The sequence below is a fragment of the Actinoplanes couchii genome (assembly GCF_016862075.1).
GTDB classification, from domain to species: Bacteria; Actinomycetota; Actinomycetes; order Mycobacteriales; family Micromonosporaceae; genus Actinoplanes; species Actinoplanes couchii.
The window spans coordinates 12,388-33,811 of the sequence record NZ_BOMG01000083.1; the positions used below are offsets into that span (position 1 = coordinate 12,388).

Here is a 21,424-nt window from a genome sequence, read left to right on the forward strand (position 1 = left end):
TTCTCGGGGTGTTCTCAGGCGGGGAGAGCCAGGGGTTCTTCGACGAGACGTTCGGTCTTGGCCCAGGCCTGGCGTCCGCTGGCCTGCCGGCCCAGGGCGCGGTAGGTGGCGGCCAGGCCGAGGATCAGGAAGGCGGGGTAGGCCAGGGCGGCGGCCAGCATCCGCCACACGCCCTCGTCGCCGTGTTTGCGCTGGTGGACAGCGGCCCACAGCAGGCCGGGGAAGGTGGTCACACCCAGCCAGACGCCGAAGCTCACGACCAGGGCGGTCCAGGTCGGGATGAAGACCAGTGGGTGACCGATCAGCAGGCCGGCCAGCCCGGCGATCCCGGTGCCGATCAGCGCCACCGTGACCATCGCGTTGGCCCAGGGGGAGAGCAGGTAGTGCAGCATCTCGGCGAGCGCGATCCGGGCCACCCGCGGTGACGAGAAGAGCCGGCCGAGGTAGCGGGCGCACTGCATGTTGCCCTGCGCCCAGCGGGTGCGCTGCCGGGTGAGGCGGCGGACGTCGACGACCGCCTGCTGGGTGACCGAGGCCCGGGAGGTGTAGCGGATGCCGTCACCGTTCAGGTGCATCCGCAGCCCCAGCTCCATGTCCTCGACCAGGCAGCTGGACCAGGGAGCGGCACCCAGCTTCTGGAGGGTGGAGAGCCTGCTGAACTGGCCGTTGCCGCCGAGACCGACGGTGTCCAGCGCGTCGCGCATGTTCTGGCAGGCGTCGACGATCGCGCCGAACTCCAGGTCCTGCACGGCGCCGAGGAGCCGGTTGCGGTTGCGGATCCGAACCTGCACCTGGGCCGCGCCGACCCGCTCGTCGCGCATCAGCCGGGAGACCTCGACCAGGATGTTCTCGCTGCCCTGGCCGTCGCCGTCGATGATCCCGACGACCACCTTCTCCGGTGCCATGCCGGCTTCCTCGGTCAACTTCGAGATGTGCCGGTAGGCGGCGTTCAGGGCCTCGCCCTTGCCCTGCCGAGCCTCCGGCAGGTCGCGGCGCATCACGTGCAGTCGCGGATGGTCGATGGCGGCCAGCACCTCGGGCGTACGGTCGTCCGAGCCGTCGTCCACCACCAGCACCCGGGACAGGGTGCCGGCCGGGCCGCGCAGCTTGAGCGCCGCGCCGACGGTGTTCGCGACCACGGCCTCCTCGTTCAGGGCCGGGACGATCACCCAGAAGTGCTGAGGGCGGCCGTTGCCACCGGCCAGCGACCGGTTGACGGTCTTCGCCCGGTGCGTGCCGTGGTAGCGGAGGGCGAACCAGACCAGGACCACCGTGGTGATCGGCCAGGCGAGCAGCACCGCGTAGCCGGCGACGGCAATCTGCCAGCTCTCCGACGCGCCCATCGGAACCTCCCCGTTTCGCTCACTGTCCGTGTGATCCGTTGAGCGAAGTGGGTCGCGCTCTTGGACGTAATAGGACATTAGGTAGCTACCGAGCGTGACTCAATAGCGGCGAGCGGAACGGAGTCAGAGTCCGGCCAAACGGTCTAACCCAGACATCTCAGACCGGGTATTCGCTGGCGAAACAGGGCGCAGTGGTGGGCAATTCCGGCAAAGTGCCGTTGTGGCACGCAGAAACGACGTGACTACCCTGAGTTATGCGTACGGACGCAAAGGTTTTGTGACTTTGAGTAGTCAGCTGATTACTGAGGGCCGTCCAGGAGGCTCGGATCGCTGCGCAGCAGGGCCGCCAGGCGACGGGCCGCCTGCTCGGTCTCCTCCGGGCGCTCCACCTGCAGCGGGATCGGCTCCGGCAACGGCTCCAGGATCGGCGGCTCGGGATCGGCGGCCGGCTGTTGCTGCTGCTGGGTCTGCTGGGAGTACTCCGCGTACTCGGCGTACGGATGCGGGGCCTGCTGTGCCGCGTACGAATGCTGCTGGGGTGGGGTCTGGGGTGGGACCTGCGGGGGCGGCGTCGGCGCGAACGGGTGCGGCGTGATGTTGCCCTGCTCGGCGTAACCACCGGTCTCGTACCCGAACGGGGTCTCGTGCGCCCGCGGCTGCACGAACGGCTGCTCGGCAGTCGTCGGCTCGGCGTAGTCGAAGTCGGTGGGGCCGAACCGGTCCTGATCGTCGTGACTGGCCCGGGGCATCTCGGCTGGGGGCGGCGGTGGCGGGGCCGGCGCGGGATCCTCGGCCGGCTCCTCGACGTCTATCTCGAAGTCGACGTGCCGCGGGCCCTCGGCGGCCCGGTTCGCCACCGTGTTGTCGGCGGTCACCTGGACCACACCGTCGGCCATGGCGAAGTGGAGCAGCACCGGATCGCCGGTGCCCTCGACACCCACCGTGACGCTCATCTGGGGATTGCGGGACACCACACCGGCGATCGCCTCGACCAGCTCCGTCACCGCCGGTGGAGTGCCTCCACTCTCACCGGAGGCACGGCGCCTCAGCTCGTCCCGTCGGGCGAGCTTGTCGAGTGCGTCGTCCAATCCGCCTCGCACGTCACTGTCCTCTTTCCTGCACGGTCGCCCGGTATCCCAACTCTGCCCCTCCGCGGGCCGGTTTGGGAACCGCCCTGTTCCGCCTCCGGTGGGAAACCCTCACCGGGCGACCGGTCCAAACCCTACGACTTCATGCGGATCGCCTTGTCGAGAGCCTGGTCCAGAACGACGAGCAGAGCGTCCCGTACGGAGGAACGGAAGCGCGCATCGAAGGATATGACCGGGATGTCCTCCCGGACCGCGAGGGCCCACCGCACCTCCTCCACCGTGTAGCTCATCTGCCCGTTGAAGGTGTTGATGCCGACCACGAAGGGGAGGCCGGCACGCTCGAAGTAGTCGACCGCCGGGTAACAGTCGTCTATTCGGTTGGTATCTACCACAACCAGGGCGCCGAGGGCACCCTTGACGAGGTCGTCCCACATGAAGGCGAACCGGGTCTGGCCCGGCGTGCCGAAGATGTAGAGCTTGAGCGTCTGATCGATGGTCAGGACGCCGAAGTCCATCGCCACGGTCGTGCCGGTCTTCATGGTGGCCTGACCGGGGTTGTCGATACCGACGGACTCCGAGGTCATCTCGGCCTCGGTGGTGAGCGGCGAGATCTCGGAGATGGCGCCGACGGTGGTCGTCTTGCCGACCCCGAAGCCGCCGGCCACGATGATCTTTACCGGGACGGGTGCCTTCTTCGGCGCGGCGCCCCCGGGTATGCGGGCGGTACCGACGACGCGGTTAGCTGATGGATCGAAGTCCACGGATCACTCGCATGATGGTCTCGGGGTCTGGTGTGTCGTTTTCCAGCACGTGGACGTCGAGCTGACCGGACGCCCGCAGGTCGCCGACCAGGATTCGCGTCACGCCCAGGTGCAGGCGGAGGCGCGCGGAGATCTCGGCTACCGAGATCGGGCTCTCTTCACAGATCGCCACGATCGCCCTGGTTTCCGGAGTGAGCCGGGACGCCGGCGCACCTGGCACCAGCGTCACCTGAGTCTCCATACCGATGTCGGGGTCGCCTCCATCGGTTCGCCCGGCCGTGATGACGAACGGGCGCAGCGTGTTGGTCGAGGCGCCGACCGGCGGCTGTTCCCCGGTAGGGGTGTAGCCACCGGTCGACTGCTGAGGACCGGATTGCAGGAAGGGCCGGACTCCTGGGCGCGCCGGAGCTACCGGGTCGTCGGGGTCCGGGTACGTCATTGCTGAACGGCGTTCTTCAGCTCGGCGATCAGGCGCGGGCTCAGAGCCCCGCCCGCGCGGGTGGCGAAGAGCGTCATCTCGTACGCCAGGGTGCCGAGGTTCGCCGACCGGTCCGCGATGACACCCAGCACCGAGCCGGCGCTGATCGCGGTGACCAGCAGGTACCCGTCGGCCATATCGATGATGACCCGGTTCAGGGCACCCAGCCGGTACCAGCTGGCGGCACCGCCGGAGAGGCTGGTCAGACCGGAGACCACGGCCGCGAGACGCTCGGCGTTGGGCCGGTCCTTGATCGCTGACATGGCCATCAGCAGGCCGTCCGAGGAGACGGCGATGGCTTCGATCACTCCCGCGGTGCCGGAGGTGAACGAGTCCAGCAGCCAGTTGAAGGTTTTGGCTTCAGCGCTGAGCTGACTAGGCGCGGCGGAGTAAGGGGATGTCATCGCGGTTGTCCCTCGTGTTGTGGCTGACTTTCATTCAGCGCGAGTGCGACTCCGTACTCGAACTGATCCATCAGAGCTCGTGCGGCCTCCGGGTCCAGCGTCGTCGGGGCCGGCGGCTGGATCGGGGGGTTCATCTCCGGGCTCGGCAGGCTCGCACCCGGCACACGACGGGTCAGCGGCGCCGAACCGTTGGAGGTCGGCGGGGCCGGGGGTGCCGGCGGCGCGGCCGGGGCGACCGGCTCGTTCCACACCGGCGCCGGCATGTCGTTGAAGTTCGGCATCGGCGCGTTGGCCCAGGACGACTGGGTGAGGTCCGGGGCGGGCATCGAGGTGCTGGTGTCACCGGCGTCCCACTGGGCCTTGCTGACACCGGCTTCGAAGGCGTCGAACGCGGCCCGGGCGGCGAGCGCGTCGTCCTGCGACTGGGTGGCGGCGAGCTGGTGCGGTCCGCTCTCGGCCGGGAGCTGGCTGCCGGGAACCCGGCGGCTCAGCGGGCGGGGGGAGCCGTTGCGCTCCGGCTCCGGCTCCCGGCTGACCGGCGGCGCCGGGATCACCGGAACCGCCGGCGAGACCGGCACGACCGCCTGCGACGGGATGTTCCACGTCGGCTGGCCCGGGGGCAGCTCCGGCAGCGCGGCCGGAACCCGGCCGGCGATCGGGGTGCCCATGTCGAACTGCTGTGCCGGGTCCGGGAAGCTGCCGGCCGTCGGGAAGGACGGCTCCTGGTACGCGCGGCCCGGCGAGTACACCGGCTCGGCGTCGTAGACCGGCTGGCCCGCGTACGGGTCGGCCGGGATGTCGCTGCGGACCGGCGCCGCCGACCCGAAGGCGTTCCAGGAGTTGCCCGACTCGACGATGTGGGTGGCGCGGTTCAGCACCACCGGGTCGAACGGCTGCTGGCTGCCCGGCACCGAGCGGACGCCGGCACTGGCGATCGCGACCTCGGTGGTGTTGCCGCGCAGCGCGCCGGCGTAGGCCGGGGGCTGCTCGGGAGCCTGGATCTGCGGGGCCGCGGGCGGGGCCGGGATCGTCGGCGCGCTGTTCGCCGGGAAACCGGCCGGGGCCAGCGGGCTGAGGTTCTCGATCCGGGCCACCATGTGCGAAGGGTTCAGGTCGATCCAGGCGGTCAGACCGCCGTCGGGGGTGTCGGTCAGGGTCACCTCGATGCCGTGCCGGCGGGCGAGCCGGCCGACCACGAAGAGACCCAGAACCTCGGTGGGCGCCAGGTCGAGGCGCTCACGGCGGGTCAGTCGCGCGTTCTCCTCGGCCAGCCGCTCGGGCGCCAGGCCCAGGCCGTGGTCGATGATCGCGAGGCGGGCGCCGCCGCGCAGCTCGTCGGCGCTGACCGTGACGTTGGTGTGCGGCGGGGAGAACGTGGTGGCGTTCTCCAGCAGCTCGGCCAGGAGCAGGGTCAGGTCGGCCAGGATGGCCGGGACCACGACGATCTCCTCGGGGATGTCCACCGCGACACGGGTGTAGTCCTCGATCTCACCGAGGGCGAGACGGACGACGTCGGAGAGGGCCAGCGGGGCCATGTGCTCGTTCGCGCCGGCGCCACCGGAGAGCACGACCAGCGCGGACGCGTTCCGGCGCAGACGGCTGGACATGTGGTCCAGGCGGTACAGCTCGCGGAGCCGGTCGCTGTCGGTCTCCTTGCGCTCCAGACCGTCGATCAGCGACAACTGACGGCCGACCAGGTTCTGGGTACGCCGGCCGACGTGGCCGAACATCTGGGCGACGTTACGGCGGCCCAGCACCTGACGCTCCACCAGCCGGGCGGCGGTGGTCTGCACCCGGTCGAACGCGCGGGCCAGGTCACCGATCTCGTCCTGGGCCTCGACGTCGACCGGGTCCAGGCGGATCGGGCGGACCTGGGCCTCGGCCTCGTCGTCGGCCACACTCTCCAGCTCGGACTCCGCGGCGCGGGCGATGCGGTCGGCGGAGACGGTCAGACGCCGCAGCGGCCGGGCGACCGCGCGGGCCATGAAGATCGAGAGCGTGATGACCAGGATGAGGATCAGGATGGTGCCGCTGACCAGAAGGGCGGACTGGCGGAGCGCGCTCTCCCGGTTGAGGGCCACCGTGGTGCCCACGTCCTGCGCCACCCGCTTCTCGACGAAGCTACCGAGGACGGTCACCGACTGGAGCGCCGGGAACAGCGTCTTGATCTGCAGCGTCTGCAGCGCCTGCGTCGGGTTCTGCTCCAGGGCGGTGCTGAACTTGCTGCCGACCCGGAAGGAGAACGCCTGCTGGGTACTGATGTAGAGCTTGTACTGGGCGTCGGTGAAGTACACCCGGGACGTGGAGATCAACGACTCGATCTGGGCGAAGTCCGAGGTGAACTCACTCAGCATCTGGTTGGCCTGCACGGCGCTGCGCGGGCGGGTGACCACCGCCGCGGCGAGCCAGGCGGAGGCCTGGTTGATCAGGTCGTCGGAGCGCATGGCGCGTTCCAGCGCGTACACCTGACGGCCGACGCCGGTGGTCAGGTCGGCGCCGGTGGCCAGACCCAGACCGTCGATCAGCGGGTCGATCGCGCCGGTGAAGTCCTCGATGACGTCCTGCGGCTCGATCGCCTCGTTCAGCACGTTCTGCCGGGTGCTGTCCAGACGGGCGGCGCCGGTGATGGCGCGGCGCAGGTCGGCCGGGGCGCCGCTGTCCGAGGACAGCGCCGCGACCGTGTTGGCGGCCTGGGCGCTCTGCAGCACCAGGTCCGGGCGCTCGACCAGCCCCAGCAGGTAGCCCACCGAGAGCAGCCGCTCCTCCTGGAGCTCGATCAGCGCCGAACTGACCTGGGTGGCCCGCTGGACGGTGTCCGAGATCTCCCCGGCGGTACGGGCCGCATCGATGCGCTCGTAGATGACCGGGATGCTCAGGCCGACGACGCCGAGCAGCGGTACCAGGATCAGCAGGGCCAGTTTGCCCAGGATGCGGAACTTACCGAAGAGCACCGGAACGCTCCCGCCCGGCCGCGCCGCCGCCGTAGTTGGGGGCCTCGCCGTAACCGGGGACCTGGTCGTACGGGCTGCTCGAGCCGCCGTAGGTGCCCGGACCGGGGGTACCGGGCGGGCCGTCGTTGTGCACCGAGATGTCGCGACCGGCCGCGCCGTCGCCCGGCTGTCCGGCCGGGGCGGTGCCGCTGCGGGTCCAGAAGGCCGCGAGCAGGATCAGCAGGACGGCGACGGTGATCAGCACCCAGGACTCGATCTGGCGGTAGGACAGGTCGTCCGACCGGGTGTCGAGCAGGGCCTGGATCTCCTTGAGGAGCACGGTGGTCAGCGCGTTCAGCGCGGTGCTCAGGGTGCTCTGGGCGGTCACCAGGGTGGACACGTCGGGGGAGCCGTTGAAGTTGGCGCCACGGACGGCGGCCTCGACACCACGGCGGAACGAGTCCAGGTTGTTGAGGGTGTTGCCGGCGAGGGAGGCGCTGTCGGTCACGTCGGCGGCGGCCTGGAGGTTCTCGGTCAGCTCGGCGACGCCGCTCTGGACCTCGTCGAGCTCGACACCGAGCTGGACCTGCAGGGCCGGCTTCTGGGCGCGCGCGGCGGCCTCGTGCATGTTCGCCAGGTCGCTCATCCGGCTCACCGCGGTGACCGTCCGCGGCATGTTCACCGTGATGGTCTCCTGCAGGTACCAGATGTCTTGCTGCGGGTCCATGTTGAGCTTCGAGTTCTTGCGGACCTCGGTGTAGAGCGCCAGCGCGAGGTCACCGACCTCGACGTGGGCCTGGAAGATCTGCTGCGAGTTGCCGGTGACGGCGGGGAGGTTGGTGATCTTCTCCTTGATGCCGTTCCACCGGTTGGTGGTGCCGAGAGTCGCGCCCAGATTGCCGTCGGCCTCCTGCACGCGGGCGACCGCGGAGGTCAGCGACGCGGGCTCGGCGGTGACGCCCTGCAGCGCCTGCGACTGCGAGTCGGCGAGCGCGCTGATCAGCGGGGCCAGCGCGACGAGGTACGTCACGCCCTGCTGCTTGAGCTCCGTGTCCGCTCGGTCGGCCGAGACGTCACTCCGGACACGCAGGAACAGGGCTGCGGTCGGCAGCGCGACGAGGACCGTGAGCGCCACCGCGAGAGCGGAGCGTAAACGGGCTCGCCGGCTGTTCACCGAGACTGACATTGCTTTAGTCCTCCGCCATGCACACGCGATGGGCCATTGGGAGGCTACGGATAGTAGCCATGCGGGCGCACCGATCCGGGTCAATCTATCCGAGAAATCCTCAGAAAACCCCTTTCCAAGGGTCAGAGTTCGCTCGGCTGATCGGGGGATACGCGGCACTGCGAACCTGGCGGTACGGACCCTCCTCGCGGGGGATCCGGGCCTGAGGAATGCCAAGTGGGAGCGCCGCCGGAGATCGTATCCACACGGTCCTGGAGACGTGAATATGAGTTCTACTTCGGATTTGTTACGTCTTGGCGGCACCGCATTTACGGAAAGTGTTTGATCCATTGCAATGAGGTGAAAAGTAACCCTGTGTAATGGACCGGTTACGCAAAAACGGGCCTCTCCGTCCCGATTTCGGTAAGGAGAGACCCGAATGACTCAAATCCTGGCCAGTGCCTTGCGCAGCGGGTCGAGTCCGAGCGACCCGAGGTTCAAAGCGTCCCGATGAAAGCTCTTGAGGTCGAAATCACTTCCTTTACGAAGCTTCGCCTCGTCCCGGGCCTGAAGCCAGATTCGCTCGCCCACCTTGTAGGACGGCGCCTGCCCCGGCCAGCCCAGGTAACGTTTCCACTCGAATCGGAGCACATCCTCCTGAACCCGGGTGTGTGCCCGCAGGAACTCCCAGCCCAGCTCGGGCGTCCACCGCTCGCCGGGGTGGAAACCGAACGGATTGTCCTTCGGGATCTCCAGCTCCAGGTGCATCCCGATGTCCACGATCACCCGGGACGCCCGCAGCGCCTGGCTGTCCAGCATGCCCAGCCGGTCACCCGGGTCGGACAGGTAGCCGAGCTCCTCCATCAGCCGCTCGGCGTACAGCGCCCAGCCCTCGCCGTGCCCGGAGCACCAGCAGAGCAGCCGCTGCCAGCGGTTCAGAGTGTCCGCCCGGAGCAGCGCCTGGCTGACCTGGAGGTGGTGACCGGGAACACCCTCGTGGTAGACCGTGGTCACCTCCCGCCAGGTGGAGAACATCTTCTGCTCGGCCGGCACCGCCCACCACATCCGCCCCGGCCGGGAGAAGTCCTCGCTCGGCCCGGTGTAGTAGATGCTGCCGTCACTGGTCGGGGTGAGACAGCACTCCAGCGTCCGGGCCGGCTCCTCGATGTCGAAATGGGTGCCGTTCAGCTCGGTGATCGCCCGGTCGGACAGCTCCTGCATCCAGTCCCGGAACTTCTCCTTGCCCTTGATGTTGCGGGCCGGGTCGGCGTCCAGCAGCTTGACCGCGTCGTCCACCGAGGCGCCGGAGCCGGCGATCTCCGCGGACACCGCGCGCATCTCCCGCTCCAGGCGGTCCAGCTCGGCGAAACCCCAGTGGTACGTCTCGACCTGGTCGATTTTCGCGCCCAGGAAGTACTGGGACGACAGCGCGTACCGCTCCTCGCCGGCCGCCTCCTTCTCCCGGCCCCGCGGTGCCAGCTCCTCCCGCAGGAAGACGCCGAAAGCCGCGGTGGCCGCGGTCGCCGCCGCCGCGCCCCGCTCCAGCTCGGCGGCGAGCGGGCCGGAGGCCGGCAGTCGCCGGGCCAGACCGTGGAAGAAGTCGTCCCGGGCCGGGTCGGTCCACGTCGCGCACTGCTCGGCCACCGCGATGAGCTGGGCCCGGGCGCTGACCCGGTCGCTGCCGGCGCCCTCCAGCAGGGTGCGCCGGTACTGCTCCAGCGCGGCCGGGAAGGCGTTCAGCCGGGTGGCGATGTTGGCCACCGCCTCCTCGCCGTCGATCGGCATCACGTCGAAGACCATCCGCAGCTCGTGCAGGCCGCTGGTGATCACGTTGACGTCGGTGGCCGCGTACCCCGCGTCCTGCTGGGCCAGCTGCAGGCCGAGGCGTTCCATCATCGCGTCCTTGGCGACGTCCTCGGACTCGTGCTCCGGGTCGGTCACGTCCAGTTCGTTGATGGTCCGCCGGGTCAGCTCGGTCCGGGCCGCATAACCCTCCGGAGAGAGGTCGTCCAGTTTGTCGTCGTAGCCGGTGATGCCGACAGCGGTCGCGCCCGTTGGGTTGAGCACGGCCCACTCGTCGACGTAGCGATTCGCGATTTCGTCGATTCGTCCCACTCCGCCGACCCTACGGAACTCAGGAGTGCGACGCAGTCCACTTCAGGAGGCGCTCCGCCGTCCAGGTGTTGATCACTCGCTCGGTGGGGACACCGCACAGCGCGGCCCGCTCACAGCCGAAGTCGAGCCAGTCGAGCTGGCCGGGGGCGTGCGCGTCGGTGTCGACACTGAACAGACAGCCGGCCTCGACCGCGACCGTCAGCATCCGCTTCGGCGGGTCCAGCCGGTCCGGGCGCGAGTTGATCTCCACGGCCTTGTCGTGTTCCACGCAGGCGGCCAGCACCTTCGCCAGATCGAAGTCGCTGGGCGGCCGGGTCCGGGTCTTCGAGTGCGCGGCGTCGCCGGCCCCGGCCGCGGTCACCTTCCGGCCGGTCATGTGCCCGAGGACGTCCAGGTGCGGATTCGCGATCGCGGTCACCATCCGCCGGGTCATCCGGGCCGCGTCGTCGCGCAGTCCGCTGTGCACCGAGCCGACCACCAGGTCCAGCCGGGCCAGCAGCTCGTCCTCCTGATCGAGGCGGCCGTCCGCCAGGATGTCCACCTCGATGCCGGTCAGGATCCGGAACCCGGCCGGCAGCGCCTCGTTGAGCCGGGCCACGTGGTCGAGCTGCCGGCGCAGCCGGTCCGCGGTCAGCCCCCGGGCCACCGTCAGCTTCGGCGAGTGGTCGGTCAGCACGAACCACTCGTGTCCCAGGTCCGCCGCGGCCAGCGCCATCTCCTCGATCGGCGAGCCGCCGTCGGACCAGTCGGAGTGGACGTGACAGTCACCGCGCAGAGCGGCCCGCAGCGCGGCGGCCGCAGCCGGCAGATCGGTGCCCTCGGTGCCGGCCAGCCGCCGCAGGTAGACCGGCTCCTCCCCGGCCAGCGACTCGGTCACGCACCGGGCGGTCACCTCACCCACGCCGGCCAGTTTCGCCAGCGTGCCGGCCCCGGCCCGCTCGGCCAGCTCGTCGGCCGGAGTCTTCGCGATCGTCGCCGCGGCCGACCGGAACGCGCGCACCCGATAGGTCGCCTCGTTGGCCCGCTCCAGCAGGAAGGCGATCCGCCTCAGATCCGCCACCGGATCCCGCGATGTCATACCCCGAGCGTAGAACCTCAAAAGAATCTTGCCGGGCGGATATCCACATCGGTATCTTCCGACGGCTGTTTCCACGGGGAGGAATCATGTCCACAGCGCTGCGCGCCGCCGTCTCGGTGGCGATGCTCGTCGGATTTTATGTATTGGGCCTGCTCCAGCTGGCCGTTGTCGGTTTTCTGCTCTACGAGATCTGGACCCACCTGAGCGGCCTGGCCGCCGGGAAACTGAGCTGGGTGCTGCTCGCCGCGGTCGGTGCCGTCGTGGCCGGCCTCTGGAAGGCGATCCGCTCCCGGCCGAGCGAGCCCGAGGGCCTGCTGATCGGCCCCGAACAGGCGCCGGTCCTGTGGCAGACGGTTCGCGAGATGGCGTCCGAGGCCGGCACCCGCGCCCCGGACGAGATCCGCCTGGTGCCCGAGGTGAACGCCGCGGTCAGCGAGGACACCAGGCTGCTCGGCCTGCTCGGCGGCACCCGGCGGCTCTACCTGGGCATGCCGCTGCTGCAGACGTTCACCGTCGACCAGCTCCGCTCGGTCCTCGCGCACGAGCTCGGCCACTACTCCGGCTCGCACACCCGGCTCGCCGCGGTCGCCTACCGCGGCCGGGTCGCCATGTACGAGACGCTCAGCCGGGTCGGCAAATGGAACGTGTTCGGCTGGGTGTTCAAGGGCTACGGCCGCCTGTACCTGCTGGTCAGCAACGCGGTGACCCGGCAGCAGGAGCTCGAGGCCGACCAGGTGTCGGTGCGGGTCGCCGGCCTGGACGCGGCGGTCGGCGCGATGCGGGAGATGCCCGTCGTCGACGCCGCCTGGGACTTCTACTTCGGACGGTACGTCGCCCACGGGTGGGAGCTCGGCTTCGCACCCGACGACATCTTCGGTGGCTTCGGGCAGCTCTACGCCGCCCGTACCGAGGAACTCGCCCGTCTGCGTGACCAGGAGCCGGACACCGAGACGTCGCGCTGGGACACCCACCCGGCGCCCGGCGTGCGGATCGAGGCGATGCGGGCGCTGCCGGCCGGGCAGCACACCCCCGACCGCCGGCCCGCCGCGGTGCTGCTGCCCCAGCTCGACGGCACCGGGCTCGCCCTGCAGGCCGCGGTCTTCGCGTTCGGCGACCGGACGCTCCTGCCCTGGGCCGAGTTCACCGCCGCGTCGATCACCGCGATCCAGCAGCGCCGTGCCGACCGGATCTTCCGCTCGGCCGCCCGCCGGCTCGGTGTCCAGGAGGCCGGTCTCGCCGAGATCTTCGACATCGTCGCCACCGGCAAGCTGGGCGAACTGGCCGCCGAGTTCTTCCCGGACGCCACCCGCAAGGAGGCGGCCGTCGCGTTCGCCGACCCGATGGACGACCTGATCACCCTGGCCGCGGTGCGGTCCGGGGTGGCCACCTTCCAGCACTCCTGGTCGGCGCCGGCCCGGCTGGTGGACACCAACGGCGAACCCGCCGACTACGCCGAGATCGCCAAGTTGGCGGTCGCCCCGGAGACCGTCGAGGAGGCCCGGCAGCGGCTCGCCGCGATCGGGATCCACGTCGACGCGGCCCGGGTCGTCGAGGCCAGGGCCAACGCGAGCGGCGCCGACGTGGTCGGCGCGATGGCCAACGTCAAGGTCGACGACCAGGACGCCGACCTCATCCTGCTGAACCGCGGTTTTGTCTTCGTGCCCGCGCCCAAGGGCAGCAGCGAGGGCGAGAAGCGGCTCAAGGAGATGCTCTCCCGGAACGACCCGGCGACGCTGGCCAATCTCTACCGGTTCGTGCCGTACGAGGAGATCACCGGCGCCCGGATGCTCAAGGCGGTGCCGATCAGTTTCGAGCTGGACCTGCACGACGGGGCCACGGTCGCGGTCAAGGCCCGGTGGACCGGTGAGGAGATCGGCGACAGCCGGGACACTGTCGAAGCGGTGCTGAAGCAGATCCAAGAACGGACGGAGTAACGACAGTGCGGACGATCGACTGGGTCAACGAGGCCGTCGAGATCATCGACCAGACGGCCCTGCCGGGTGAGGAGCGGGTGCTGCGCCTGCACACGGTGGGCGAACTGATCGCGGCGATCCAGTCGCTCGCCGTCCGCGGGGCGCCCGCGCTGGGCGTGGCGGGCGCGTTCGGGGTGGCCCTGGCCGCCCGGATCCACCTGGACGACCCGGCCGCGCTCGACCTCGCCGTCCAGCGGATCGAGACGGCCCGGCCGACCGCGGTCAACCTGGCCCGCGGCGCCCGCCGGGCCGCCGCCCTGCTCCCGCACGGCCCGGAAGCGGTGCTGGCCGAGGCCTGCGCCGTCCGGGACGAGGAGATCGCCGCCTCCGAGTCGATGGCCCGGCTCGGCGCCGACCTGGTCGCCGAGCTGTGCGGGGCCCGGCCCCGGCTGCTCACCCACTGCAACACCGGCGCGCTGGCCGCGGTCACCGTCGGCACCGCCCTCGGCGTGGTCGGCGAACTGCACCGCCGCGGCCGGCTCGCCGGAGTGATCGCCAGCGAGACCCGGCCGCTGCTGCAGGGCGCCCGGCTCACCTCGTGGGAGCTGACCCGCTGGGGCATCGAGCACCGGGTCGCGGTCGACTCGGCCGGGCCGTTCCTGATGGCCCGCGGCGAGGTGGACGCGGTGATCCTCGGCGCCGACCGGATCTGCGCCAACGGCGACGTGATCAACAAGATCGGCACCTACTCGCACGCGCTCGGTGCGCGGCGGGCCGGGATCCCGTTCCTGGTGGTCGCGCCCGAGTCGACGGTCGACACGTCCACCGCCACCGGCGCCGACGTGGAGATCGAGGACCGCGGTTCGGCGGAGGTCACCGCGTGGGGCGAGGCGGTCAACCCGGCGTTCGACGTCACCCCGTACGACCTGGTCACCGCGATCGTCACGGACCGCCGGGTGATCCGGGTCGACCGGGGCGAGAAACCCTAGGCGGCGGGCTTCCAGGGCTTCATCCAGTCGGTCTCCGGCCAGCCCTCGGCGGCGGCCATCAGCGGGTACGCGGTGGCCCCGTCGACGGTCTCCCGGATCACGTCCGCGTGACCGGTGTGCCGCGCGGTCTCCTGGATCAGGTGCAGCAGCACCCAGCGCAGCGTCCAGAAGTCCTGATCCTTCGGGTTCCACGGCACCGAGTGGTCGATCGGCACCTGATGGTTCAGGTCGGCGATCCCGTGGACGGTCTTCTCGGTGGACTCGGCGACCCGGTCGTACATGGCAAGGATGTCTTCGATGGTCTCGTCCTCGGCCATCGAGAAGTTGCGCTCATAGGCCCCGTAGTCGATCGGCTGCTGCTCGCCCCGGACGGTGGCGAGCCAGCCCTCCTCGGTGGTGGCGCAGTGCTTGATCAGGCCGGCGACGCTGAGGGCGCTGGCGCTCGGGGTCGCCCGTAACTGCTCGGGGGTCAGGCCGTGGGCGGTCAGCCTCAGCACGTACCGCATCTGGGTCAGGTAGGCGAGCAGACCGTCCTGCTCGTCGGTCACCGGGCGAACCTGTCCTGGCATTTCTCGGCTCCTAACGTGGCGGGTGTCGTCACCTCACGTTAGGAGCCATTGCGGTCACTTTTCGGCCGCATGGTGACAACTTCCCGATCCCGTACCGAGGTCACCCATCCGCCGGATCGTCCGAGGGCCAGCAAAGTTGGAATCTCCGACATCTCGGATCTGCCGGTGGTGGCGGCGGGTGGCCACGCGCGTCGCGCCGTCTCGCCCGGCCGCAGGTGGGAGATCAGCGACGGAGCGTCGTCCAGCGCCCCGTCAAGCGTCTCCAACTCGCCGATCAGCCGGCGCAACTCCGTCCGGACCGCGTCCCGATTGCCGCCGCACATCGCCGCGGTCAACTCGGCCCGTGTGGCCGCCACCCGGGTGCCGTCCCGGAACGACCCGGCAGCCAGGGCCCCCGCCAGCGGATCCGTGCCGACCTGGGCCGCCAGGACCGCGGCGAACAGGTGCGGCACGTGACTGATCCGGGCCACCGCGGTGTCGTGCTCGGCCGCGGTCACCGGCACCACCCGCGCGCCCATCCCGGTGAACAGCCGGGCCAGCAGCAGCCAGTCGTCCAGCGCCGTCTCGTCCGGCTCCAGGCACAGCACCCACGCGCACCCGTCGAACAGGCCCGGGTCGGACGCCGCGAACCCGGACGTCTCCCGGCCGGCCATCGGATGCCCGCCGACGAACCGGCGGCCCGTCAGCAGCTCGCGGACCGGGCCCTTCACCGACGTCACATCGGTCACCAGGCCGTCGTAGCCGTTCAGGCCGGCGATCACCCGCGGCAACACCGGCAGCGGTACGGCCAGCACGGTCACCTGGCTACCCGCGACCGCTTCCGGCACCGAGCCGGCAATCCGGAACCCGGCGGCCCGCGCCTGCTCCCGGGTGCCCGGATCGGCGTCGAATCCGGCCACCTCGTGCCCGGCGGCGGCGAGTGCCCGCAGCAGCGAGCCACCGATCAGTCCCAGTCCGACAACCGCGATACGCACCCGTAGAGACTAGGTCCTGTGTGGCAGACCCCGTGGGGCTACGGCGTGGTCCAGGCGACGCCTGACGGCATCCGGACAACGGCCACATACAACACCGGTATGCGACCGTTGTCCGGCTGCCGCCAGCCATCACCTGGACTTCGCCTCGCTCCCGCGGGGTCTGCCACACAGGCCCTACGCCTTGCAGTCGGTCTTCTTCTTCCACGACGCGACCTCGGCGACCGGGCTCTTCTGGCCACCCTTGCGCCACGACGCGAGATAGCTGTACGGCCAGACCACGCCGCGCCGCACCTCCCAGTCACCGGTCTTCGCGCACGCCGGGGAGATGCCGTAGTGCACGTGGCACACGTTGTTCGCGTTGCCGGTCTTGCCGGTGATCCCCAGCTGCTGCCCGGACTCGACCCGGGTGCCGGCCTTGATCCCGGACTGGACCCTGCTCAGGTGCGAGCCGTAGTAGCGCACCCCGTCGTCACCGAGCAGCGACACCGACAGCCCGCCGTTGAGCGGGCCGTCCGGGCGGCCCTTCACATACTCGTCCTTCAGGCTCACCTCCAGCACCACGCCGCTGGTGGTGGCCAGGAACGGCTTGCCGCAGTCGACGAAGAGGTCGGTCGCCTTGTACTTCGAGTGAGTCTCGTGCCAGTCCACGTTCGAGGCCTTCACCGGGAACGTGTACTTCACGGTCTTCTTCTCGGCCTGCTTGGACGGCGTTTCCGAGGGCTTTTCCGACGGCGTCGCGGACGGGGCCGGGATCTCTGCCGCGGGTGCCGTTGCGGAAGGAACCGCGGACGGCTCCACGAACTGGGGTGTGCTGGCCGGCGAGGCCGACCCGCCGGTGGTGGACCCGCAGCCGGCCAGACAGACCGCGGCGAGTGTCAGACCGGAGAGGGCGCGGAGTATCGGCATCGCGCCATCCTGGCAGAAGACCGGAAATGGCGCAGAGCGGTGAGAGCTAGGCTGTGGGCAGGTGTGACGGAGGGAACCGAGGATGACAGACCGGCAAGTCTCCTGGCCGATGGCCGAGCCGTCGCCACCGGGCTACCTTCCGCCGCGAGGGCTGCCGCACTCGCCGATGATGTTCTCCGGGCTGCCGCCCCGCCCGGTCTACCGGGAGCCGCACCCGATCACGGCCGGTCCGGTGCTGGCCGGGATGGCCGCCACCGCCGCCTGGTTCGTGCTCTTCGGCAGCCTCGGTGGCGACCTGGGTTCGTACGCCTGGTGGACGATCGGGGCGGCGCTCGTCGCCTGGGCCGTCTCCGCCCTGTTGGCGCTGCTCGGCGACCGTGGCGTGGCCGTCGGGGTGGCGGTGGCGAGTGGGCTCGGCCTGTCGCTGGCGATGGCGTTCGTGGCTTACCGCTGGACCACGACGCTGGACTGGCCCCTGTGGTGAGCCGCCGTCGGCGACGGGTCTATTCTCGGGCGTGAAAACAGTGCGGGCGTGGGCCGGGGAGTGATCCCCGGCCCACGCCTTTTTCTGATCTGAATCTGGACGGCGGCCATCGCGTCGTCTTCTAGATCTGGGCGGCCGCTATCGCGTCGTCGACTTCCGGGAAGATGGCGAAGTACCGGCCCAGGCCGACGTTCTCCATCAGCTGGGTGAGGAACAGGTTGGCGCCGGCGAAACTCAGCCAGCCGCCGCGTGCCGAGATCACCTCTTTGCTGGTGATGAAGGCGCTGAGACCGACCGAGTCGCAGAACTTCAGGCCGGACAGGTCGACCACGATTCTGGGCACCGGACGCTCCAGCAGTTCGGTGAGCGCGGCCTGCAACTGGGCCGCGGTGTCCGCGTCCAGCTCACCCCGGAGGTGGAGCACCGCCACGTCGGCACGATGGTCGGTGACTGCTGCTTGCATGATGATCGGCTTCCCTACCCCCGTACTGGCTGGATATTCAGCCTAGATCGCAATCATCACGACACATCGGACACCGCGTGCGTCAGAAAACGGGCCGGACCCTGGGGTCCGACCCGTTTCGGAGGCTGGCTGTAACCGGTCAAGCATGTGCGGACGCAGCCAGTGGGGGGCTCCTGGCGCTGCTATTGCAGCTCGCGCCACCGCCAGCGTGGTCCACGCCACGCGTCGGCCAGGATCATTGCTGATGCCTTGCCGGGACACTGCTGCACCTTCGACTTGCCCTCGGGGCCGCCCATCTGGGCCTCGACCTCCCAGAGCGCGCCGTCGGTGCGGACGTAGACGTCCCGGCGCTGGAGCCGGACGTCGCCATTCCACCAGTGATGCTCAACTCTCACATGACAAATCTAGGACAGACATCGACGAACCTGCGTAGGGCGATTCTGTGAAACTTACTCGCCGCCCGGTCGGAACCACATTGTCTGATCCGGTAGTTTTGGTCTGCGTGACTTGCGCAACACCCTATGTATTTGGGCGGTTCGCACCTGACTACAGGGCGTGTTTCCGGGCTCTGACGTGCGACGAAACACCACCGTTACACGTAATGCATCTGATCATGGAGAACACCCGAACGGACTAGCCGTCCTGTGGATGGTCGGCTGACCCTGTCGTTGGCGACGGAGCGTAACAGGGATTTAATCCGGCGCGGGTACCCGAACACCGCACAAAAGCAGAGAGCCCGGTCACATGGACCGGGCTCTCCCCTGGCGGTGGCGGAGGGATTTGAACCCTCGGAGGGCGTAAACCCTCACACGCTTTCGAGGCGTGCTCCTTAGGCCGCTCGGACACGCCACCGGTACGTACGTTACCGGACGCCTCGCCGCGCGCCGCTGCCGGGTCACCCATGACCGACCGTGAGCCCGCTGACCTGGCAAGATCGACGACCTAGCCACTGAAAGCGGAGGATTGAGATGAGCGTGCACATCGGCGGCAAGCCGGGCGACATCGCCGAGCGGGTGCTGCTGCCCGGCGACCCGATGCGTGCCAAGTGGATCGCCGAGACGTTCCTGGAGGACGCGGTCTGTTACACCGAGGTCCGCGGGATGCTGGGCTTCACCGGCACCTGGAAGGGCGAGCGAGTCTCGGTGCAGGGCTCCGGCATGGGCATGCCGTCGGCGTCCATCTACACCCACGAACTGATCAACGAGTACAACGTGAAGTCCGTGATCCGGATCGGATCGTGCGGCGCCCTCGCGATGGACCTGAACCTCGGTGACGTGATCGCCGCGATCGGCTCGGCCACCGACTCCAACATGAACCGGACCCGCTTCGACGGCCTGGTCGACTACGCGCCGGTGGCCGATTTCGGTCTGCTGCGGAAGGCTGTCGAGGTCGCCGAGGCGCAGGGCACCCCGATCCGGGTCGGCCCGATCCTGGCCGCCGACGCGTTCTACACCGACCGCCCCGACCTCTACGACTCGCTCGCCGACTACGGGGTGCTCGCGGTCGAGATGGAGTCCGCCGCGATCTACACGATCGCCGCCCGCTACGGCGCCAAGGCGCTGACCATCCTGACGGTCAGCGACCACATCAAGCGCGGCGAGGCGATGGACTCGGCGCAGCGGGAGAAGGGCTTCACCAACATGGTCAAGATCGGTCTGGACACCGCGATCGCCTAAGACCAAACTTTGCCGCTACGAATAGGTGGCTCTTCGCCGGGCTACCCCTCCCGTGGCGACACGCGAGGCAGGCGGCGGCTCACCGCCACCCCGCGACCGCCGGGCGGATGCGGTGCCCGGGGCAACGGATGCGGTGCCCGAGGCTGCGGATGCGGTGCCCGAGGCGGTCCGGGCCGGGCCACGCGAACTCGTTCGCGGGCGGCCCGCTCGGACCCGCCGCGGATCTCCGCACGCCGGCCCACGCCGCGGGCGGCCCGCTCGGACCCGCCGCGGATCTCGGTGCGCCGGCCCACGCCGCGGGCGGCTCACGATCGCGGGTGGGCCTTGTTCGTTCCGGCTATCGGAAGAAGTCCCGGAGGAGGGCGGCACACTCGGGTTCCAGGACCCCGCCGTACACCTCCGGCCGGTGGTTGATCCTCGGGTCCCGGACGACGTCCCACAGTGAGCCGACCGCACCCGTCTTGGGCTCCCAGGCGCCGAAGACCACGGTCGAGATCCGGGCCAGGACCAGCGCCCCGGCACACATCGTGCACGGCTCCAGGGTGACCACCAGGGTGCAGCCCTCCAGCCGCCACTCGCCCACCCGGGCGGCGGCCCGCCGGATCGCCAGGATCTCGGCGTGCCCGGTGGGATCGCCGGTGAGTTCCCGCTCGTTACCGGCGGCGGCCAGCTCGGCCCCGTCCGGCCCGAGGACGACCGCCCCGACCGGGACGTCCTCGGGCGAACTGGACGCGACGGCGAGCGCCCGCCGCATCCACTCCTCGTGCTGCCGGCGCCGGATCACGCCTCGCGCAGCTCCTCCATCTCGTCACCGCAGCCGATCTTCTGGCAGATCTCGGCGGTGACGTCGGCCGGCAGCTTTCCCTCCATGGCGCAGAGGGCGAGCAGCCGTTTGGCACTGATCCCCAGATCCCCGAGCAGATCGGCGTCCCCGATCGGGTCGGCGTCCGGCTCGGGCGGGGTGTCGTCCTCGTCACCGTCCGGTTCGGCCAGTTCGTCGTCCAGCTCCAGGGCCGGGGTCTCCACCTCGCCGAGCAGCACCGATCCGATCCGCGACTCCTCGGCGAACGCCGAATCCGACGCGAAGACCCGCAGATCCTCGCCCTCGTCCAGCCGCAGGACCGCCAGGTACTCGTCGTCGCTCTCCACGAAGAGCAGCGCCAACTCGGCGTCCGGCTCGGCGTCCCTCAGCGAGTCCACCACCTCGTCGATGTCGGCCAAGCCGGAGAGATCCAGCTCCGACGCCGACCAGCCGTTCTTGCCCCGGGCCACGGCGGCAGCGAAAATCGACACGATTCCCCCAACACGTTCCTAAACACTCAGCGCCTGACGGTAGCCGGTGCGACGGCGGACGCATCACACCACGCCCTGAATCAGTCGGCGCGGCGGCGTGCGGCGATCAGCTCGCGGAGCCGGAGCCCTCGTAACCGGGGCGACGGCATCGGTTCACGTGTCGATTTCATCTGCGCGAGGGCCGCCAGCAGTTGCAGGCGGCGACGGCTGCGATCGGGGTCCAGCCGGGTTGGCGAGGGGGCCATGACGCCGAGAGTGCGACAGCGCGCGACGTTCGTCAAGAGTCGATGGCCATATCGGCATACCCACTGCTCAGGGCTACGGTAGGCGTACGACGAGTGGCTGATGATCTTTTCTTTGATCTCTGCTTCGCCCGGCCTTGTCTTCGGCGGCCTCGGCGGCTTTGTCTCCGAAGAAAGGCTTTGTCTTCGGAGAAACCAGTGAGGGGCAGGACCGTTGAGTCCTGCCCCTCATCTTGGGTGCGGAGGATACGAGATTCGAACTCGTGAGGGGTTTCCCCCAACACGCTTTCCAAGCGTGCGCCCTAGGCCACTAGGCGAATCCTCCGTGAGCCAGAATACAGACGCTCTGACGCGGCTCGCTCGCGGGGAGGGGGTCCGCATGCGGTCGCATGTCATTAGGTAGTCTCTCAGGTAGCCCCTCGTGCGGCGTCATCCTGTGAACCTCCCCAGGGCCGGAAGGCAGCAAGGATAAGCGGGCTCTGGCGGGTGCACGAGGGGTCCTTGGTTTCTCCTCCGGACTCGCACTGTCGGGGCACGTCGTTTGTTCTTGTCA

At 69.7% G+C, this 21,424-nt stretch carries 21 protein-coding genes, 2 tRNA genes and 1 other RNA gene; 5 read left to right on the forward strand and 19 right to left on the reverse strand.

Annotated elements, in window-relative coordinates; genetic code table 11:
- Positions 1 to 14 precede the first annotated feature (14 nt).
- The 9 genes from Aco03nite_RS33215 to Aco03nite_RS33255 form a co-directional block, all read right to left on the reverse strand.
- A complete protein-coding gene (locus Aco03nite_RS33215) occupies positions 15 to 1,343 on the reverse strand; it encodes a glycosyltransferase (protein WP_203802138.1) in 1,329 nt (442 codons plus the stop codon).
- 299 nt (positions 1,344 to 1,642) lie between these two features.
- Complete coding sequence (locus Aco03nite_RS33220) at positions 1,643 to 2,443, reverse strand: hypothetical protein (RefSeq protein ID WP_203802141.1); 801 nt, start codon at positions 2,441 to 2,443, stop codon at positions 1,643 to 1,645.
- Between the two features lie 122 nt (positions 2,444 to 2,565).
- Positions 2,566 to 3,192 (reverse strand): GTP-binding protein, encoded by a 627-nt coding sequence (locus tag Aco03nite_RS33225; RefSeq protein WP_203802144.1) that lies wholly within the window; start codon positions 3,190 to 3,192, stop codon positions 2,566 to 2,568.
- Complete coding sequence (locus tag Aco03nite_RS33230; protein WP_203802146.1) at positions 3,170 to 3,631, reverse strand: DUF742 domain-containing protein; 462 nt, start codon at positions 3,629 to 3,631, stop codon at positions 3,170 to 3,172. The genes Aco03nite_RS33225 and Aco03nite_RS33230 overlap by 23 nt, the downstream gene beginning before the upstream one ends.
- Positions 3,628 to 4,074 carry a roadblock/LC7 domain-containing protein gene (locus Aco03nite_RS33235; protein WP_203802159.1) on the reverse strand — a complete coding sequence of 149 codons (447 nt, stop codon included), beginning with the start codon at positions 4,072 to 4,074 and terminating at the stop codon, positions 3,628 to 3,630. Before Aco03nite_RS33235 ends, Aco03nite_RS33230 begins: the two co-directional genes overlap by 4 nt.
- Complete coding sequence (locus Aco03nite_RS33240) at positions 4,071 to 7,025, reverse strand: sensor histidine kinase (protein WP_203802161.1); 2,955 nt, start codon at positions 7,023 to 7,025, stop codon at positions 4,071 to 4,073. Before Aco03nite_RS33240 ends, Aco03nite_RS33235 begins: the two co-directional genes overlap by 4 nt.
- Positions 7,012 to 8,139 carry a hypothetical protein gene (locus tag Aco03nite_RS33245; protein ID WP_239145652.1) on the reverse strand — a complete coding sequence of 376 codons (1,128 nt, stop codon included), beginning with the start codon at positions 8,137 to 8,139 and terminating at the stop codon, positions 7,012 to 7,014. Before Aco03nite_RS33245 ends, Aco03nite_RS33240 begins: the two co-directional genes overlap by 14 nt.
- A gap of 474 nt (positions 8,140 to 8,613) precedes the next feature.
- The gene (locus Aco03nite_RS33250) at positions 8,614 to 10,284 is read right to left on the reverse strand and encodes a DUF885 domain-containing protein (RefSeq protein ID WP_203802167.1); all 1,671 of its coding nucleotides are present in this window, start codon (positions 10,282 to 10,284) and stop codon (positions 8,614 to 8,616) included.
- A gap of 19 nt (positions 10,285 to 10,303) precedes the next feature.
- Positions 10,304 to 11,362, reverse strand: coding sequence for a PHP domain-containing protein (locus Aco03nite_RS33255; protein WP_203802171.1), 1,059 nt, complete (start codon positions 11,360 to 11,362; stop codon positions 10,304 to 10,306).
- Between the two features lie 86 nt (positions 11,363 to 11,448).
- Here Aco03nite_RS33255 and Aco03nite_RS33260 point away from each other — a divergent pair, with 86 nt between their 5' ends.
- Complete coding sequence (locus Aco03nite_RS33260) at positions 11,449 to 13,296, forward strand: M48 family metallopeptidase (RefSeq protein ID WP_203802183.1); 1,848 nt, start codon at positions 11,449 to 11,451, stop codon at positions 13,294 to 13,296.
- Between the two features lie 5 nt (positions 13,297 to 13,301).
- Entirely contained in the window at positions 13,302 to 14,264 is a 963-nt protein-coding gene (gene mtnA, locus Aco03nite_RS33265; protein ID WP_203802188.1) for an S-methyl-5-thioribose-1-phosphate isomerase, read from the forward strand.
- On the opposite strand, the gene Aco03nite_RS33270 is transcribed toward mtnA, so the two are convergent.
- From Aco03nite_RS33270 to Aco03nite_RS33280, 3 genes are all read right to left on the reverse strand, one after another.
- Entirely contained in the window at positions 14,261 to 14,833 is a 573-nt protein-coding gene (locus Aco03nite_RS33270; RefSeq protein ID WP_203802190.1) for a DinB family protein, read from the reverse strand. The genes mtnA and Aco03nite_RS33270 overlap by 4 nt on opposite strands.
- 38 nt (positions 14,834 to 14,871) lie before the next feature.
- On the reverse strand, positions 14,872 to 15,807 hold the full coding sequence (locus Aco03nite_RS33275; RefSeq protein WP_203802193.1) for a prephenate dehydrogenase: 936 nt from the start codon (positions 15,805 to 15,807) through the stop codon (positions 14,872 to 14,874).
- A 174-nt stretch (positions 15,808 to 15,981) separates the two neighbouring features.
- Entirely contained in the window at positions 15,982 to 16,713 is a 732-nt protein-coding gene (locus tag Aco03nite_RS33280; protein ID WP_203802196.1) for a M23 family metallopeptidase, read from the reverse strand.
- 109 nt (positions 16,714 to 16,822) lie between these two features.
- On the opposite strand from Aco03nite_RS33280, the gene Aco03nite_RS33285 reads away from it, so the two are divergent.
- Entirely contained in the window at positions 16,823 to 17,197 is a 375-nt protein-coding gene (locus Aco03nite_RS33285; protein ID WP_373872650.1) for a hypothetical protein, read from the forward strand.
- Between the two features lie 121 nt (positions 17,198 to 17,318).
- Here the strand turns inward: Aco03nite_RS33285 and Aco03nite_RS33290 are convergent, their stop codons facing one another.
- From Aco03nite_RS33290 to Aco03nite_RS33300, 3 genes are all read right to left on the reverse strand, one after another.
- Complete coding sequence (locus Aco03nite_RS33290; protein WP_203802199.1) at positions 17,319 to 17,660, reverse strand: STAS domain-containing protein; 342 nt, start codon at positions 17,658 to 17,660, stop codon at positions 17,319 to 17,321.
- A gap of 182 nt (positions 17,661 to 17,842) precedes the next feature.
- Positions 17,843 to 18,055: a hypothetical protein gene (locus Aco03nite_RS33295; RefSeq protein WP_203802202.1), complete on the reverse strand. Its 213-nt coding sequence runs from the start codon at positions 18,053 to 18,055 to the stop codon at positions 17,843 to 17,845.
- 367 nt (positions 18,056 to 18,422) lie between these two features.
- Positions 18,423 to 18,512 (reverse strand) — tRNA-Ser (locus tag Aco03nite_RS33300).
- Between the two features lie 116 nt (positions 18,513 to 18,628).
- Here Aco03nite_RS33300 and deoD point away from each other — a divergent pair.
- The gene (gene deoD / locus Aco03nite_RS33305; RefSeq protein ID WP_203802205.1) at positions 18,629 to 19,336 is read left to right on the forward strand and encodes a purine-nucleoside phosphorylase; all 708 of its coding nucleotides are present in this window, start codon (positions 18,629 to 18,631) and stop codon (positions 19,334 to 19,336) included.
- 337 nt (positions 19,337 to 19,673) lie between these two features.
- Here deoD and Aco03nite_RS33310 read toward each other — a convergent pair whose 3' ends face one another.
- The 4 genes from Aco03nite_RS33310 to Aco03nite_RS33325 all read right to left on the reverse strand — a co-directional run bounded on the left by Aco03nite_RS33310 (position 19,674) and on the right by Aco03nite_RS33325 (position 21,196).
- Positions 19,674 to 20,090, reverse strand: coding sequence for a nucleoside deaminase (locus Aco03nite_RS33310; RefSeq protein ID WP_239145654.1), 417 nt, complete (start codon positions 20,088 to 20,090; stop codon positions 19,674 to 19,676).
- A gap of 26 nt (positions 20,091 to 20,116) precedes the next feature.
- Positions 20,117 to 20,629 (reverse strand): tRNA adenosine deaminase-associated protein, encoded by a 513-nt coding sequence (locus Aco03nite_RS33315; RefSeq protein WP_203802224.1) that lies wholly within the window; start codon positions 20,627 to 20,629, stop codon positions 20,117 to 20,119.
- 80 nt (positions 20,630 to 20,709) lie between these two features.
- A complete protein-coding gene (locus tag Aco03nite_RS33320) occupies positions 20,710 to 20,874 on the reverse strand; it encodes a hypothetical protein (protein WP_203802225.1) in 165 nt (54 codons plus the stop codon).
- Between the two features lie 237 nt (positions 20,875 to 21,111).
- A tRNA-Ser gene (locus Aco03nite_RS33325) sits at positions 21,112 to 21,196 on the reverse strand.
- Positions 21,197 to 21,281: 85 nt separating this feature from the next.
- On the opposite strand from Aco03nite_RS33325, the gene ffs reads away from it, so the two are divergent.
- Positions 21,282 to 21,377: signal recognition particle sRNA small type (ffs, locus tag Aco03nite_RS33330), an RNA gene on the forward strand.
- Positions 21,378 to 21,424 lie beyond the last annotated feature (47 nt).

Coding starts and splice junctions, on each gene's coding strand:
- Aco03nite_RS33215 (WP_203802138.1), bottom strand. CDS start 1,343: ATGGGCGCGTCGGAGAGCTGGCAGATTGCCGTCGCCGGCTACGCGGTG.
- Aco03nite_RS33230 (WP_203802146.1), bottom strand. CDS start 3,631: ATGACGTACCCGGACCCCGACGACCCGGTAGCTCCGGCGCGCCCAGGA.
- Aco03nite_RS33235 (WP_203802159.1), bottom strand. CDS start 4,074: ATGACATCCCCTTACTCCGCCGCGCCTAGTCAGCTCAGCGCTGAAGCC.
- Aco03nite_RS33255 (WP_203802171.1), bottom strand. CDS start 11,362: ATGACATCGCGGGATCCGGTGGCGGATCTGAGGCGGATCGCCTTCCTG.
- Aco03nite_RS33260 (WP_203802183.1), top strand. CDS start 11,449: ATGTCCACAGCGCTGCGCGCCGCCGTCTCGGTGGCGATGCTCGTCGGA.
- Aco03nite_RS33270 (WP_203802190.1), bottom strand. CDS start 14,833: ATGCCAGGACAGGTTCGCCCGGTGACCGACGAGCAGGACGGTCTGCTC.
- Aco03nite_RS33280 (WP_203802196.1), bottom strand. CDS start 16,713: ATGCCGATACTCCGCGCCCTCTCCGGTCTGACACTCGCCGCGGTCTGT.
- Aco03nite_RS33285 (WP_373872650.1), top strand. CDS start 16,823: ATGGCCGAGCCGTCGCCACCGGGCTACCTTCCGCCGCGAGGGCTGCCG.
- Aco03nite_RS33290 (WP_203802199.1), bottom strand. CDS start 17,660: ATGCAAGCAGCAGTCACCGACCATCGTGCCGACGTGGCGGTGCTCCAC.
- deoD (WP_203802205.1), top strand. CDS start 18,629: ATGAGCGTGCACATCGGCGGCAAGCCGGGCGACATCGCCGAGCGGGTG.
- Aco03nite_RS33310 (WP_239145654.1), bottom strand. CDS start 20,090: ATGCGGCGGGCGCTCGCCGTCGCGTCCAGTTCGCCCGAGGACGTCCCG.
- Aco03nite_RS33320 (WP_203802225.1), bottom strand. CDS start 20,874: ATGGCCCCCTCGCCAACCCGGCTGGACCCCGATCGCAGCCGTCGCCGC.